This window comes from Mucilaginibacter gossypii (assembly GCF_017569325.2).
Classification (GTDB): domain Bacteria; phylum Bacteroidota; class Bacteroidia; order Sphingobacteriales; family Sphingobacteriaceae; genus Mucilaginibacter; species Mucilaginibacter gossypii.
The window spans coordinates 690,688-707,537 of sequence record NZ_CP071878.2 but is presented as its reverse complement, the minus strand read 5'-3'; the positions used below and the strand labels follow the sequence as shown (position 1 = coordinate 707,537).

General features: G+C 41.6%; 10 protein-coding genes. All 10 read right to left on the bottom strand.

Annotation, left to right across the window (positions count from 1 at the left end):
- Window positions 1–15: 15 nt before the first annotated feature.
- The 10 genes from J3L18_RS03045 to J3L18_RS03000 all read right to left on the bottom strand — a co-directional run bounded on the left by J3L18_RS03045 (window position 16) and on the right by J3L18_RS03000 (window position 16,770).
- On the bottom strand, window positions 16–2,475 hold the full coding sequence (locus tag J3L18_RS03045) for an outer membrane beta-barrel family protein (protein WP_129568926.1): 2,460 nt from the start codon (window positions 2,473–2,475) through the stop codon (window positions 16–18).
- Window positions 2,476–2,619: 144 nt separating this feature from the next.
- Window positions 2,620–6,249 carry an ABC transporter permease/M1 family aminopeptidase gene (locus J3L18_RS03040; RefSeq protein WP_129568927.1) on the bottom strand — a complete coding sequence of 1,210 codons (3,630 nt, stop codon included), beginning with the start codon at window positions 6,247–6,249 and terminating at the stop codon, window positions 2,620–2,622.
- A 6-nt stretch (window positions 6,250–6,255) separates the two neighbouring features.
- Window positions 6,256–7,152: an ABC transporter ATP-binding protein gene (locus J3L18_RS03035; protein WP_129568928.1), complete on the bottom strand. Its 897-nt coding sequence runs from the start codon at window positions 7,150–7,152 to the stop codon at window positions 6,256–6,258.
- A 252-nt stretch (window positions 7,153–7,404) separates the two neighbouring features.
- On the bottom strand, window positions 7,405–7,791 hold the full coding sequence (locus tag J3L18_RS03030) for a GntR family transcriptional regulator (RefSeq protein ID WP_223266141.1): 387 nt from the start codon (window positions 7,789–7,791) through the stop codon (window positions 7,405–7,407).
- A gap of 2 nt (window positions 7,792–7,793) precedes the next feature.
- Window positions 7,794–8,567, bottom strand: coding sequence for a hypothetical protein (locus J3L18_RS03025; protein WP_129568929.1), 774 nt, complete (start codon window positions 8,565–8,567; stop codon window positions 7,794–7,796).
- On the bottom strand, window positions 8,564–9,403 hold the full coding sequence (locus J3L18_RS03020) for an ATP-binding cassette domain-containing protein (RefSeq protein WP_129568930.1): 840 nt from the start codon (window positions 9,401–9,403) through the stop codon (window positions 8,564–8,566). Before J3L18_RS03020 ends, J3L18_RS03025 begins: the two co-directional genes overlap by 4 nt.
- A gap of 136 nt (window positions 9,404–9,539) precedes the next feature.
- The gene (locus J3L18_RS03015) at window positions 9,540–11,651 is read right to left on the bottom strand and encodes a carbamoyltransferase family protein (protein ID WP_129568931.1); all 2,112 of its coding nucleotides are present in this window, start codon (window positions 11,649–11,651) and stop codon (window positions 9,540–9,542) included.
- Between the two features lie 282 nt (window positions 11,652–11,933).
- Window positions 11,934–13,028 carry a VOC family protein gene (locus tag J3L18_RS03010; RefSeq protein WP_129568932.1) on the bottom strand — a complete coding sequence of 365 codons (1,095 nt, stop codon included), beginning with the start codon at window positions 13,026–13,028 and terminating at the stop codon, window positions 11,934–11,936.
- Window positions 13,029–13,149: 121 nt separating this feature from the next.
- On the bottom strand, window positions 13,150–15,228 hold the full coding sequence (locus J3L18_RS03005; protein WP_129568933.1) for an aminotransferase class I/II-fold pyridoxal phosphate-dependent enzyme: 2,079 nt from the start codon (window positions 15,226–15,228) through the stop codon (window positions 13,150–13,152).
- Between the two features lie 123 nt (window positions 15,229–15,351).
- Window positions 15,352–16,770 carry an FAD-binding oxidoreductase gene (locus J3L18_RS03000; RefSeq protein ID WP_129568934.1) on the bottom strand — a complete coding sequence of 473 codons (1,419 nt, stop codon included), beginning with the start codon at window positions 16,768–16,770 and terminating at the stop codon, window positions 15,352–15,354.
- Between the last annotated feature and the right edge of the window lie 80 nt (window positions 16,771–16,850).

Below are 16,850 nucleotides of genomic sequence, written 5' to 3'. Positions count from 1 at the left end.
ACCCAACCAAGTGCATCAATTACCTTTTCTAACCCTGTTTTCTTCCGAAGAGGAACCTTTTACCCGTTGATTGGCTCCTTTGACTTCATTACTGCCGAACCGATAGCTGAAAGCCAGTCTAAATACCTGGGATTCCTCTTTCTCGAACAACTTATAATTCTGTGTCGGGATCGCACTACTGATCCGCATTTTTCTAATATTAAAAATATCATTGGCAGCAATCTTGATATTGGCTTTGTTATCGGCAAAAGATCTACTGATACCCAGGTCGACAACATACATTGGTTTAACCGCGTACGTTCCATAAACCTGCGCAGACTGATAATTGCCGGATAATTCTACTCGGGTAGCAGTATTGATACTGATCGTCTGATTCATGTTATACTGATATGCTAATTTTCCGCTGTGATAAGGAGCCCCCAGCAGGTTCGGAGACTTAAAATCATTATAATATACCGCTAAATTATTGTTAACCGTCCACCAGGAAGCCAGGTTTAACGGATAATTTATATTTAAACTATAAAAGCTCTGCTGGGCTAAATTCTGCGTTGTCTGAAAAAGTGTTTTTTTAACGGTATCGGTTAGTAACACCTGGGTAATAACGCCTGTGGTATGGCTATATCCTAAGCTGACATTCAGCCGTTTCTTATAGGAATATGACAATTCAAACGAATTCGTATACTGAGGATTCAAAAATGGATTGCCTTCTAAAAATGTGTAAAAATCAATAAAGTAAATGAACGGATTTAATGACTGGTAATCCGGCCGGTCTATCCTTCGGCTATAAGAAAAGCCCATTTCATTGTTCTTGGATAAGACTTGATTAATAAATAAGGTTGGAAACAGGTTCAGGTAATGCCTGTCGACAATCTTGTTTTCTGTAATCGAATTGCCCTTCGAATTTGTCTGCTCTGCTCTCAAACCGACCTGAACCGTAGTTGCTTTAAATTCCTTACGCAAGTTTGCATAAAGGGCATTGATATTCTCCTGATATACAAAGTAGTTACTTCTGGTTTCGTCATTCCGGTACGCGCCATCAATCAGGTTTTCGAATCGAAAGTCGTTATCCGTACTAACATAACTGCTCTTGGCGCCCGTCTCCAATTTTAATTTGGGATTAAAAAGATAGGTATAATCTAATTTCCCCGCCCATACCTTGATTACAGAGGGGGCTGAATTCCTAAAGATAGAGGAAGGTTTATAGGCCTGACCGGAACCATCCAAAAAGTTATTATTATAAACATTCTGGACGGAGCTGTTAAATTTTGAGAAGTCAAGGTCCAAAGACAATTCCTGGCCAAGGGAATCCAGTACCGCGTTATAATTCAAATTATAGGAAATTCCGGAAAAACGATTTTTACCGGGGTTTTCAGCCAGAACCGAAGAATCTGTCTGGGCCGGGCTGCTGCCAATCAGCGTATTATTTAAAGTCGACGTATTCCCGTTATTGACATACCCGTTAACGGCGAAGCCCAGGGTATTTTTATTGTTTATAAAATAATCCAATCCTATTTTATAACTATTGTTCGTCCTTTTTCGGATCGTCTTACTGACTTGATTAAAATAAGTGTTACCCGTACTCGCAGCATTGATACGGTCTACATCCAGATCGTCAAATGTTTTATTGTTGGAAAAATTGTAGTTCCCAAATATGTTAAATGTCTTTTCCCGGTGATTCAGCGTAATACCCGCGCTGCTCTTATAATAACTGCCGTAGCCAGCCCCCGCTGTTAAAGAGCCGTTTGTTCCGAACATTTTATTTTTCTTCAACCTGATATTAATAATGCCGGAATTTCCTGCAGCGTCATACTTCGAAGATGGGTTAGTAATTAACTCAATCGTTTGGATAGCATTTCCTTCTGTCGATCTCAATAAGCTCATCAACTGGTCTGCCGACAGATAAGTCGGCTTACCGTCCAGCATTAGGGCAACTCCCTTTTTTCCGCGTAAACTCACATTCCCGTCCTTGTCAACGGATACCCCCGGCGCTTTTTGAAGTATCTCAAGGGCGGAATTGCCAGTCGCCAGGGCACTGTTGGCAATATTAAGTACCGTTTTATCGACCTGGCGTTCAACCAAAGGTTTTTGTGTAACGACCGTTACTTCTTTGAGTTCTTTTATATTTTTTTGAAGTAGGATATTACCGACCGAACAAATTTCCTGGGACGGCTGAATGATAAATGGCCCGATTATTTTTTTGTAATATCCGATCTCCGTAATACTGACAAGATAACTGCCCGGCGGTATTTTATCGAAACTAAACAGACCATCATCACCTGTAAGCGACCCTTTTATGGATACAGAGTCTTTTGCCCTGAGCAAGCTTACGGTAGCATAGGCTGCAGGCTGTTTTTTTTCGTCCGTAATGTTGCCTGAAATAATTCCCTTAGGCGGGTCTGTTTGGGCAAAGGCTGAAGTGGCTGTGGTCATGCCGACCACTGTCAGAAAGTGAAGTAAAAAGAATGCTTTTTTCATGATAGATTGCTTTTTTTTATGTTTAGTCAGTTTGGCGGCTAAAAAAGGCAAACCTTTGGCCCCCAGCCGGCTTTATTTAAAAAACCCTGTTTAAAATTCAATAAAAAGATGATTTTGCTATTTTCTGCGGGAACTCAGGTTGTCTTACAGTTTCCTTACGTTATCATCAGGAAGCCGGTCGATGAGTTTTCCGTATGGGTCAATGCCAGCTATACACGGCAGGCCCTTTACGCGGATATGCAGGTAATGTAATCCTGGAGTAAATCGGTATTTCTTAAAGTAAATCGGATGACTTTGAATAAGTCCCTGCTTATTTCGTGTTTCAGCAGCAAATATTCCGAGGTCGATGTAGTCATTCATGCCAGCAACCTGAACTTCCTTTCCCCGAGCATCAGCATATGTTTTGCCAGTGCTGATAGTAAGGCTGACTAGGTAGTCGTTCGTACCACCAGACCGCTCAGCCTTTGCATAGATAACCTTATTGTCATAATAAGCGACTTTATTCCAGCAATCGTCCAAAAAGTACTTTAAGGAATCTGGGACGTATTTGTTTATGATCCGGTAAAGATCTCGGTTGCCACCAATGGACGGCTCCGTTGCCAGTAGGTAGTGATCCCTGAACTCATGTAAAGCGGCGTTCATTTTTTTTTCGCCAATCAGATCCTGCAGACCATATAACGCCAAACAGGCTTTATTATCCCATACATACCATTGATCTGCAGCTACCAGTGGTTTTTGCGCGTCCAGGGCGTTCGCCCTAGCAGACAAATAGGTTTGCAATTCATAGTTCAGAAAACTCCGAACGTGTTGTTGCCCATATTTCTTTTTGGTAAGCATCAGGGCGGCATAACTGGAAAGTCCTTCAGAAATAACAGGTGACCCGGCGTGATTATCGGAAGCAACCTCATTTTCCCACCATTGCCCGGCGAGTTGCCTGGCAGCAATCCAATAACAATAATCCATCTTATCCGGATCTCTAAAATCAGCGTTCCACCCCAGGTTTTCCGAAATCGAATTTAGTCCGGGAAAAGAGGTCGTGCCCGGACTGTGAGAAGATGTTTCCGCTACACGCATATCCTCTGACATAAAATCTCCAAATGCGGATGAAAAGTAGAGCAGACCGTCGCGGTAAGCCGACATCATTTTATCGATATTATTTCCGTTAACCGCGTTAAAATATAAAGTCAGGTTAACCCCGCGCGAAGCCGCCAGCTTTACACGCTCACGAACAACGGCATAATGTCCCGAAATTATCGATAAAGGCAAACATAAATTCCGAGTTTGTTTGACATAATGAAAATAAGTCCGGCCGCGGCTATTCCATTCTTTTTGTATTTTTCCGGGTGCTATTACATCCTGCCCAGCGATCGTGCTGATGGTCAAGTCCATCGGCTGCAGATGAGTGCTGTCCCCCGACAGCAACGCCTGTCGCTGTGCCCCCGCCTTCACCATCTTTTGAATTACTGGCAACCCGTATTTTAGCCTTTTATCATTTTGCCGCAATTCTTTACCCGGATTGTAACCCAAAGCAGGCAGTCCGCCATTAAAAGCCATTCCATCGAAGAGCATCTTTTCCGGGTCGAAGTCGTTCCGGAAACCTTTTGAATGGGTTTCAGCGCCAACCTCTACCTCCAGCGAATCACCCGGCTGAATCGGATTTTCCATATGGTACAACCTGTAGGCAGCTGTGTCGAACCTGGCCCTGAACAAATTAAATTTGCCCCGCGGATAAATCAATGGCGAAGTATAAGGAATTATTTTACCATTTATCTTTAGATAAAAAGAGTCCAGGCTTTCCGCATCCATCAATAAATCTGTAACCGGAACAGTGCGTTTGTTGACCAGTGTTAACCAGGCTTTCGTCCTGGTCAGTTGCTGTTGAGGATATAGGTCAGCGTTTAGCCTTACCGCGACCACATCTGGAAGCGCCAGAAACGCATATCTTTTCAACGTCCTTTCATACAATGCAGCACGTTCCTCTTTTTCACCTGGTGTAAGATAATTGTTAACATAACTGATATTGTAATAAATAAAGCCTCCCGTGGCAACAAAGGCAACGAGCAGTATAACGATGAAAAAAAAAGTGCGCGGTGTTATACGGGCGGCGGCTAATTTTATCCGTTCTCTGGCAAAGCTGAAATTACCCCGATTAAAGAACAAACTTGCAACCGTAAGCAAAATACCTCCAAACAGCATCCAGTACAAATCGAACCAAATAACCGGGCCTAACATCGGCCCTATGCCGTCAAAATCTGAAAAACGCACAATAGGGGTATAAGAATACAGCAATAAGTGATTGTCAATGGTCCCCGAAAAAACCAAAATATATAGTGATATCCAGATCAGGATACCAACCCCATGGCCTGCAAATTTATTGTTCGCCAATATATGAACTGTATAAGAAAGCATGACCATCGCAGATACTTTGGGAAAAATGACGAATAATACTTCCGTAGTATAAACCGGCCAGCTGAATAAATGGTAACCTTTGATAAGTTGAATAAATACTGCGACGACAATGGGCACTACGCACAAAAAAACTCCCAGCACACAGACAGTGAGAACCTTAGCCATATTTAAAACACCATCCGAAGGAGGCAGACTGTCCCCGATACGGGAAAACCCCGATAATTTCTCATGATTTAAAATTTCGCCGGTGTAAAAGAGAATAATCAAAAACAGAACAGACAAAAAGGTGTCATTAAAGATACCTACGAGCATAACTGTTCGCGGAAGGTCCGGCGTCCCGTAATTCTGAGACCCCAGCCAGAACACGAAGCCCATGAAAATTACCCCACCGCCGACAATAATCCAAAAATAATTATCTCTTATTATATTTTTTAATTCCAGCCTGACCAGAGCAATCAGGGTATCATTTGAATACCCCGATTTAAAGTCAGGGCGGACCGACCTATAGGCTTTACCGATTGAATCTTCAGCGCCATTCTGCTTTTTTTTATTGTAAGCGGTCTTAAAGAAATGCTCAAAGTTAAAATTCAGATAAACAATGATTAGCGAAAGTGTTCCTATACTTAACCACATCAGGCGATTGAACAAGAAACCTCCCTCCATTTTGGTCAGGGAAGTATTCAACAGGGTAACCGGCAAGGTAGCCGTCTGATACTTCAATGCATTAATAGCAAACGGATCTGTAAGATTAATTATGGTTTGACAAGGCGAGTGGGAAAGAACAAAGCCGGAGATCATATAACCCAACAATAACAGGACCCCGCCACTGTAAATGACTTTAATGTTCCTGGTTACAGCAACCAGGCCAAAAAACAAGGCAGAAGTAAAAAAAACATTCGGGAGCGCGATCACGAATACCGGCTGTAAATAATACATCCAGTAATTGGGGCCATAATGAATTCCTGAATGGCCTGTCAACGGCCCGAGATAGGTCCCCGCAAAAGCACCAAGTGGCAATGCCAGACAAATTAACACGACAAATATAAAAGATCCCAGGAACCGGCCCCAGAAGTATCCGGATTTAGTTATGGGATAGGCGATATAATAGCTCTTGGTATTGTACCGAATATCACGGAAGATGGCGCTGCCCATGAGTGAAGATGAAATCAACATCAGCAGCATGCTGGCTATCGCCAGGTAAGTCGCGAGTATATCCGGCGAGTTGTAAAATTCTTTTTCTTTTACGGGAAGAAACCCAAAAGTGAAGGAGAACAGCGCAAATAAGAGAGAGGCCGCGAAATAGATGTACACAACCGGTTGCTTCAACCAGTGTTTGATTTCGAGTAAAAGAATCTGCTGAAACATATCTAATTAATTTAACCGAAAAGTGTTGTCTGTTACTTTATTCCCGATGTGATGAAAGTAAACATCCTCCAGGCTTGTGATAACCGGGTAGAAATCGTTACCTGGGTAGACTTTACTTTGGATTCTGATAAAAAGCCTTCCGCCTTTAAGATTTGTCGAGATAACCCGAAAGTTTTTATGGTAAAAATCCAGTTCATGCTGAGCTATTTCCCTGCTGAATATCTGGCCGTCCATCGATTTTATGGCCTGGTCAGGTGTTCCGGTATAAAGCACCTCCCCTTTATAAATAATAGCAAAATTTGAACAAAGCGTACTTACATCCTCTACAATATGGGTGGACAAAATAACAATTGTCTTCTCCCCCAGCTGGCTTAACAAATTATAGAACCTGTTTCGTTCAGCGGGATCAAGCCCGGCGGTAGGTTCATCTACTATGATAAGTTTAGGGTCACCTATCAATGCCTGGGCGATTCCAAACCGCTGTTTCATTCCTCCCGAATAAGTACCCAGGCCCTTGTGCTTATCTTTAGTAAGATTAACACAATCCAACAATTCGGCAACCAGTTCAGCCCGCTCCTTAGAATTCCTGATACCCTTCAAGCGCGCCACATGGTCCAGCATTTCTACCGCGGATATCTTGGGATATACACCAAAGTCCTGAGGTAGATACCCCAGCAGTTGACGAACTTCTGTCTTTTGTTCTAAAACGTTCAGGTTATCAAGGAAAATACTGCCCGAGTCAGCAGCCTGAAGCGTAGCCAGGGTCCTCATCAGAGAAGACTTGCCCGCGCCATTAGGCCCCAGGAGGCCAAACATTCCGTTATGCAGGATAAGCGAGATATTTTTCAAAGCATGCACGCCATTGTTGTAGGTTTTTCCGATTGAATCAATTATTAATTTCATAGTATTATCATTATAACCGTTACTTCATTTGTCGCTAAAAACCTACATGATAGTTTTCAGCCTGCGCTGTTCTTTACCTATTTTCTGGTGTCATTTGTTCTCCTTCGCAGTAGGCGAACATGTTTATCGGGCACTATTTACAGCTATATGATGTTGTAAATAAACCAGGTAAATCAAATAATCATATATGATCAAGGCAATCAATATCAATAAAACCGTTGCCCAAAAAACGTAATTACTATTTTTCATATCTTATTTATTTGACCCTTTATTGAGCAGTTTGTATTGTTGAAAACCCGCTTCAATTTCCAGGATGTCAATTTCCAATAAAAGAAGGTTGCGGTAAAATCCCGGCAGGTCCTTTTCAAAGAATTGCCTTCTTTTATAGCTTTTAATATTTTCCTTCCCTTTAGGTGCGACAAAAAAACCGAGCCCGCGTTTTGTATATATAACCTCCTGATGTTGCAAAAACTCATAAGAGCGGTTCACCGTATTAGGATTTACCTCCAGTTCAATCGCGAGCTCCCTGACCGAAGAGATTTTTTCATCCGTCGTCCACTCTCCCAATAGGATCTTATCGCTTATATAGTCAGCTATCTGAATATAAATCGATTCACTACTGCTAAACTCAATTGCCATGCTTAAATTTCTTTTTCTAAAAACCTGAGATATGCCCCAATCCAAAGTAAAACAGCTACTACCAAAGGCAGAACAGCGAACTTTATCATCAATCCCTGATTCAAATGAAGAGACACGTTACTTTTATTCTCTTCAAAATTCAACGGACCAAATGGTATGGCGGAAAAAAGCGGACGTCCCGTAACCAACTCCATGGCGAATCTGTTTACCAGGATTAACGTTATAACCGTTATAAAAAAAACAAAGGCAGACTTTACAAAATGGGCTTTACTGAAATAAACCGCGCCAAATAAGGCCATCGCATGTAAGACTGTATAACCCGAAAAAATGATATAGGTAATTTCCTTTAATTTAAAGATATTAACCAGGTCAAAGTAACCATGGCCTTTTAAATCCAAATTCGATAAAATCAGCATAACGACATAAAATCCGGCTACATACATTATGGGAAAAAAAACATAACTATATAGCCACCTTATGATAAACTTCTCCAGGTGAGAGGCTGGCAAGGTTAAAAATGCGACTGCTTTTTGTTTGCTGCTTAATTCCGAAAAAATGTTACTGGTAAATAGGGTACCTGATAAAAACAGAACAATGGCAAAAGCTGAAATCTGCATATTATTACCCAGCGGTACGTGGCTGATAAAAACCAACACACCAGCGCCGCCCATTAACACGCCCAGTAAAACCATAAAAGACATTAGGTATTCTTTATAGTGTTCCCGGTTATACTTTGCGAAAAGCTTTAAAAACCGATCGATCCTAAAATTTCTCATATTGTTGATTTTAAAGCTTCCAAAACCAATTCAGAATTACTGGTGACAGCATTGAACAGCAACTCCAAATCAATATGGCTGTATTTTCCATCGCGGTTCCGACTGATCACCTTACGTCCTCTTAAATTTTTTTCTTCGTATAAGATAGGGCCACCTGGCAGGCCCTGTAACGTTTCAAAATATAGCTTTTCAGTTATGCTTTCGATGGACATATTTATCGTAATTTCCCTGCCGTGAAGTATCAGGAGCGTATCGATCAAACTTTCCAGATCCCGCACCTGATGAGTGGACATGACCACACAACGGTCCTCCGTAAGGGCTGATGCAATTAATTTACGAAATTGAACCTTTGAAGAGATGTCCAGGCCGTTAGTTGGCTCATCCATTAACAGCAGGGAGGTATTAGTCGCCAATCCAAAGGCAATCATGACTTTTTTCTGTTGCCCGTAAGAAAGGGTGTCCATTTGAAGGCGTGGATTCACGTCGAGAACCTCCAGATATTTTAAAAAAAATTGCTGGTCATATTTCGGATAAAACAAGCCTGTTACGTGGCCGAATTCTGCGCTTGACAATGACGGTACCCAGATGTCCTCACTCAGAAAAAAAACCTCCTCCAACACTTCTGCCGATCGCTTCGTCACATCGCGGTTGTTAAGTAAGCATCTTCCCTGCTGCGGAAATGCGAGACCTGTCATATTCTTTAACAACGTTGATTTGCCGGCGCCATTTTTACCTAGCAGCCCGTATACATGGCCAGCTTCCAAATTAAGATTGAGACACTCAAACAGCTTTACACTATTGCTGTAACTAAAGTTCATATTTTCGATTACCATCATACTTAATTAGTGTATTAGTTAAATAGTACACTACAAATGTAGCAAAATTTCTGTAATCCAAATCATTTTTAAAAAAATTAGATTACAGAAATTAAGAATAGCATAAGCAGTTTAAAGGCGGAAAGCCGGGAAAATGTTAATAAAAGGCGGAAAGGAGGTCTTTTAGCTTCAGCGCTTCTGCAGGTGTTTTCTTTATGACGAGGTAATTGTTCATTACGAGGCAATCCAGACCGCACTCAAAAAAGAAATTAATAGCCTCAGCGGGAGTTTCCACGATCGGCATTCCTTTCCGGTTAAACGAGGTATTTAATAAAAGCGGAATACCCGTTTGGCGTTTAAATTCGGCTATTAATCGATAATATTTTTCGTTATCCGTGAGCTTAACCGTTTGTATCCTACTGGAATTATCCTGATGAACAACCCCTCTTATTTTCTCTTTCCAGTCTGGCTTGACTTGTGCTACCATGATCATGTAAGGGCTGTCGCCTTCAAATTCAAATACCCGTGAAACGTCCTCACTTAAGACAGAGGGCGCAAAAGGCCTGAAATCCTCTCTAAATTTGATGTCGGAATTGACAATCCTCTGGATATCGGCTTTTCTTGGGTCTGCCAAAATACTCCTGTTGCCTAAAGCACGGGGGCCGAACTCGCTTCCGTCCTGAAACCAGCCGATAATTTTTCCCTCAGCTAATAACGATGCAACTTTGCGGTATAGTTCCTCATCAGCAAAAAAACCGGTACGCGCTTTTTCTTCAAAACCGTTGAGCATGTTTATAGCTCCCTGATCAAGAAGCCCGGAGTCCCGGATGAATTTTAGAAACTTATAGCATTGCTCCTGGTTACTGGTTCGAATTTTCACATGCTCGAGATACCCTTCGTATTTCACTGATTTGATGAAATCAATACTGCTCATGTCAATGGTACAATCCGGGTTAGGAAATATACCGGGAAAACATTCTTTATTGCTTCGGAAATTAACAGCGTATTTATGGATATCATCAAAATTCAGTTGAAAAACCAGTCCCATAAATGGCGTTGTTCCCTGCGCATCGCTATCCAGCAGGTCGGAAAGTATTTTATTAATAATAAATATCCTCTCGCTGCTATCAAAAAGGAGAAAATCGTCGAGTTCTTTTTTTACCTCTTCATTCGAATAGGATTTCCCGAAATAGGATCTTCCATCGTGTATCTTACGCTCGCGTCCAAGCAAATTCAGCCATCCATAGTACGCGCATCCAATTGCGATTCCGTTATCACCTGCGGAAGGGGTTATATAAATATTTTTATAATCAGTAAATTTAGTAATGTGGGCGTTGGCAACTGCATTTAGCGCAACCCCGCCACTGTATGCAAGGTTTTTTGACCCAGTAAGTGCTGATCGGCTCTTAATGACGTATAGAATTGCTTTTTCAACTTCTTTCTGAACCCAATAAGCAATATCGGCATAATATTGAAAATCTGCTTTAAACCTTTCATAGCCCCTGGACGGTTGCCTGAATGATTTCATCCAGTCATACCTTACAAAGACCCGGCCGTCTTTTAAATCAAAAATGGGAGCTTTGAATTGGCCCGGTTTTCCGAACGGTGCAAGTCCCATTAATTTGCCGATATCGTCAAATCCATTTAAACAGTAAAGGCTTACCGCGCTGTAAAGACCACCTATGGAATGCAAAGTTGTGGGGGGGTGCATGGGATAATGTTTCAAACTCATGCCAAAAGGGGAAAAATCTTTATAGACAGATGAAAACTTATCTGCTGAATAGTGGTAAAAGCTATCTTTTTCCGCAAATAGATGACGTATATCAGAAGGAACATTTTCGGGTATCGTTGCACCCTGAAGATCAATGCACTCATCAAACAGACTACCACAGCCGTCAATAACCAGGATATCGGTTTCCTCGAAAGGGCAGGTTCCGAGTGCGTTATAAGCGTGGGCAAGATGGTGGGAAATGGTATGTACCGGAACTGAAACAGAGTCATTAAACAGCCTCTCGCCCCGGTAATAATCATTACCAAATTCGAAAGATCCATAATTGGCGTTCTGCACGACCAGATCTATATCATCCAGGATAATCCCTTCGGCTTTGAGACAATATTTAATGACATCAGTGTCATTTCCGCCGTCATGCTTCACCCTTGTAAGTCTTTCCTTTTCTATGGCAACGGCTATTTTTCCATCTTTGAGCAGGCAGGCGGATCCATCATGCGATAATCCGACGCCAAGGACGTAGGTATGTTTCTTCTTCATTCTACTAATTTGTTTTAAGATATTCAGATGTAGTTAATTCTTGCTGGACCAGGCGATCCGATATGGATAAATTGAATTTCTGTACAGTAGGGGATCTAAATCATGACAATGAAACAACATTCAACCGGGGCATTTTCCGGTCAACGGACGAATTCCAGGGCAGCAGGCAACGATAGACAAACCAGTGACAACCGATTAATTATATGAGGCACAAGCAAAAATCACACATTTAAATTTTCAAATACCACTTAAACATGCCTGGAAAAAACATAAACTGCTTTTTTACTCCACAGTCCTCATTATTTCCATTTCTTCCGCTTTTTTCAAAATGTTTATATTTTTCAGGGCAAACCCACTATAGCCGTTAACCCGCTGTACGATTTCATATAAAAAAAATGGCCTGTCACTAATGGGCTTAATAAATTTTTGCATCAAGTAGGTATCCCCTTCTTTGTCGCATAAAATATTCAGTTTTTGCAGTATATCAATGTCAATCTCCCTGAAATCCTCATTTGTCCTTAACAAATCATAATAAGCAGGAGGAAAGGTCACAAACTCTACATTTTTCTTAAGCAGCTGTTCCGCGGTTTGAATTAAATCTTCCGTTGCAAATGCGAGATGGTGGATCCCCGGCCCAAACGCGTCGATATTCTGCTGTACTTTTGATTTCCCTAAATAACTTTCAGGTTCTGCAATAACCAATGTTAATTTTTTATCATGGGACTGGTTGATGTTAAGCATCATACCAGTCCTGTTGTCCGCGCTCTTTTTAATACGCTGGACGAGGGATGTTCCAATAGTATCGGTTAAGTATTTTGTCCAAAAAGACATTTCATTAATCCGCACTTCGCTAGCCACATGATCGATATTTGTAAACACCTCCTCCTTTTCATCTACAGAGGTTGTAACCTGCTTATAACCAGGCTTAAACACCCCTACATATTGCTCTCTGCTAATAAACAACAGCTCACTGTGATCGTAGAATTTGATTCCGGCTTCCTCGATCTTTCCAAATTCATCCTGCTGGATGCAGGGAAATTTAGTTGGAACAGCGCCATTTGCCATACAATGTTCAAAAATCAATTTAACCGAGGGCACCTTTAATGCTATCCGCTTAACGCCGCAGTAATTAGAGCTTATAAAAGCTGAAATTTCACCGTCAGCAGCATGTTGCGAGGGATAAGTAGATGTGATGACCAACCTGATGTCCCTACTTTTCATCATATATGATGAAATACCTGGGTGACCTGTTTCTGCATTCTTCAGTGCCTGAAGTGTAAAACCCAACGCCTCCGAATGCCAGTAGGCCATTGATTTAGCCATTGCCGAATATATTTCAATATAATCTATATCGAAGCTTTCCAAAATTGCTTTCATATCTTGTTTCAAACATTTAATTTTTTTTTCAGTATCCGTAGCTTGCTGGTTTTTCTTTGAAGATCAAACCGGATTTTATTGCATTTCTATAAATTTTCAATATCTGCTTTAAACGACTTCCTTAGTAATTCAAAACCTGATTGTGCGTATAATCAAGTTGCTCACCAACAATATTTGCTTTTAAAAACAAGGCGAGTTGTCTAACCCCCGTTTCAATATCATTTAAAGAAACATTAGAAAACGTTAGCCGTATTTCATTTTCGCCCCCCCCGTTTTTGTAGAAATTGGACATCGGGCAAAAGATAACATTGTATTTGCTCGCACTTTCGTAAACCAATTCATTATCTACAACGAATGGCAGGCACATTTTAATAAAAAATCCGCCATCCGGCTCATTCCAGCTTATGCCCTCTGCCCAATCCTCGTAACGAATAAACTTATTCAGCGAATCGACCATTTTATTTCTTTTTACCTTATAACTGTCGAATTTGGGTTTACTAAAATCATTCAGGCTGTAATCCTGATCTAACAAAATCCCTCCAAGAATAGCCTGGTTGATGGTCGAGGTGTTGTTGGTTAACTGCGCTTTGACTTTAGCCATTTCATCTGCCAGCGCGACGATATCTCCATTTTCATCTTCTATGAGCTGCCCGGCGGCAATAAGTCCAAGCCTCAATCCCGGAAATAAAGATTTTGAAAAAGAGCCCACATAAATGACCTTATTGAATTTATCCAATGATTTTAACGTCGGATTTTTCTTTTGAGCGTAGGTAAAGCTGTTATAAACACTGTCCTCAATAATCAAAAAGTTATATTGTTGGGCCATTTCCAGCAGTTGGATCCTGTTGCCGATCGGCATACAAAAGCCGGACGGGTTCTGATAATCCGGAATTACGTAAAGTAACTTGACTTTTTTTCCTGACCGGTTAATCTCAATTATCTTATTTTTGAGCTCTTTGATATCGATACCGTCTTCATCCGCCCGGATACCCTTGATATTATAGTCAAAGACCTTGGCAAAAGAACTGACGCCTATATATCCCGGATCTTCTGCCAGAATAACGTCATTCTCCCGGTTGCAGATCGTAGAAACAATAATGGAGAAAGCTTCCTGTGCCCCGACCGTCACCAATACATCTTCTTCTTTAACAATTATATTCTCATCTTTTTTTAAGTATTTCGATAAAATATCGTTTACTATCCCCTTTGTTTTATTGTACTGGCCGATGCCATTGACCACCTCTTTCCTGGAACGTCCCGTCCTTTCCATCATATGAGTTACATAGGACCCGAACCTGGAGATATTATCTTCAATTTCAAAAAAACGCTCATCAGGTTGGCCGGCTACAAAAGAAATTGCTTTAGGGAATTTGAATTGAATGTCGTTGAGGAATCCAATCACATTATTAAAGTCTTTGCCGATAAAAGGGTTCAGTGCAAAATTCCGAAGTACAAGGTCCTGTTCAGGCAGCAACAGGTATTCAATTAATTTCGATTCGATGTGCTCCAGGCTGTCAAACAATTCATCAAATGAATTTATGACAAAGTATTCTTTTTGAAGCTTATATGGATCAAAAGTAGTCCTGAATATATGATCAAGATCAAACTCGTGTTTCGGAACTGCCGGATTATTACTATTTTCAATCTCTTCAGCCGATGTGATAATTGCTCCGCCGTAAGGTTTGGAAACACCGTTCTCTCTGATAATTCCCATTTCATAGGTAAACCAATAAAACCTACCCAAAATATCAAGCGCTTTCTCATTGTTAACATACTTAAGCGCTATTATGCTGTAAGACGTGAGAAACTCGATAAACTTCTTATTGGTCAGCAAAGGCAGATGGCCGCACACATCGTGGTAAATGTCCGGCTGTTCGCTGAAATCTATCTCATACGGTTTCCGGATAGATACCGTTATGGGATATTTTTTACTGATCAGCATGCAAAAGAACTCTTTGGTTGGCATTAAACCCGTTACCGGGATCAATGTCCATCCCGAAAGTGCTTCCAGTCTTTCACTGACTTCATCCAGGCGGACGATTTGCTGATCGTCCATTTGCAGTACTTTTAAACCATCCAGGTAGGCTTCAGAAATCTGGTTGTCTTTTAGTTTTTTTTGCCTGGAGCTCAAAGTAGCCCAGGTATGATGGTCCTCGGCCACGTAGCGGCTGTAGTCCTGTGTAGTGGTTGTGCTTTTCATACATTGATATTAAAAAAGTTTAAGAATATTACCCTAGAAGTGGTGTCAGAATACATTACGCGATTTGGGGTCCAAGAAAACCCATGGAAAAGAAGTCATTAAGCAGTCTTGCTGTTGAGCCGGTTACAAAAATTTCCCCGGGTTCAGAATGTCCGCAGGGTCCAGTAGCTTTTTAATTCCGTGCATCACTTCAAGCTGATCTTCAGAAAACTGTAACTTCATAAAATCTTTTTGCAGTAATCCTATCCCATGTTCGCCGGAAATAACTCCACCCAGTTCGATCGCAAATGAATAAATCTCCTTTGCGGCCTGTTGAATTAATTGCCACTCGCCTGCTGTTCCGTTCTCGGTAATTAGCATGGTGTGCAGATTGCCATCCAGCGCATGACCAAAACACGCCATAGTTATACCATATTTATTACAAATACTTTCTGCCTCCTGTATATAAGCCAATAAAGCCGATAATGGCACGCAAATGTCTATATCCCTGTAGTTTCGTTTTTTTGCTGTCAACGCCGCTCCAATGCCCAACCTTAACTTCCATATCTTATCTCGTTGGGATTTTGAATCAGCCAGCAAGATATCTTCCGCTGTAAAGCGGGCTAATAGTGTGGCGGCCTGTTCCAGGGCGTTTTCCATATTAAAAAAATGATCTTCATGAAAATCAAGCACGAGATGTGCTTTGATATGCGCGCTGATCAGCGGAAGCCCCCCGGAAAAATAGTCGGCGGTAATATGCAATGCATTTTCACAGATCAGTTCAACAGCTGCGGGCTCCAATGCCGAACTGCTGATCGCGTTTACAGCGTTTATCGCTCCTTCAAGCGTAGTAAATCCTGCCAACATTGAGTGTTGCAACACTGGTTTGGAAATAATCCGGTATACAACCTTGGTAATAATACCTAAAAGCCCTTCGCTTCCTACAAACAGCTGCGTCAAATTGAACCCGGTAGCATCTTTTCTGACATTTGACCCCGTCCATATGATTGCTCCTGACGAGAGCACTACTTCCAGATTGAGGACATATCTGGAAGTATTTCCATATTTACAGGAATTAATACTTCCTGCATTTTCAGCAACGTTCCCACCTAACATCGAGTAACCGCCGCTCGAAGGAAAAACCGGAAAATAATAGCCTGCATTTTCCACCTGTTCACAAAGGTCCGCCGTTAAAACACCGGATTCAGCCATGGCATAACCATCTTCCCCTTTTATGGAGATTACTTTGTTCAATCTTTCCAGCGACAATACTATTCCTCTTCTGACGGGTAATGCCCCTCCGGTCACGCCGCTGCCTCCCCCGCGCGGAGTAATAGGAATACCATACCGGTTACAGACATTGACGATCGCGGCGATTTGCTGAGGGTCTGCCGGCTTGACAACAAAATCAAAATCAAACCGAAAAGTTCCAGTCATGTCCGCACCGTACTTCCATACAGACTCTTCATCACAAAGCACATGTTCCGCTCCGCTGATGTTCACCAAAGCGGCGTATACCAATTGCCTTAAGTCTGGTTCCGCGCCAACTATATCAAATTTCATTCGGTTTCCGGGTAATATATTATCAAGACAAACACCTTCTAAGAATCTTTTTAGGCGGCGTGTAATGCCTTCGGTCAAAA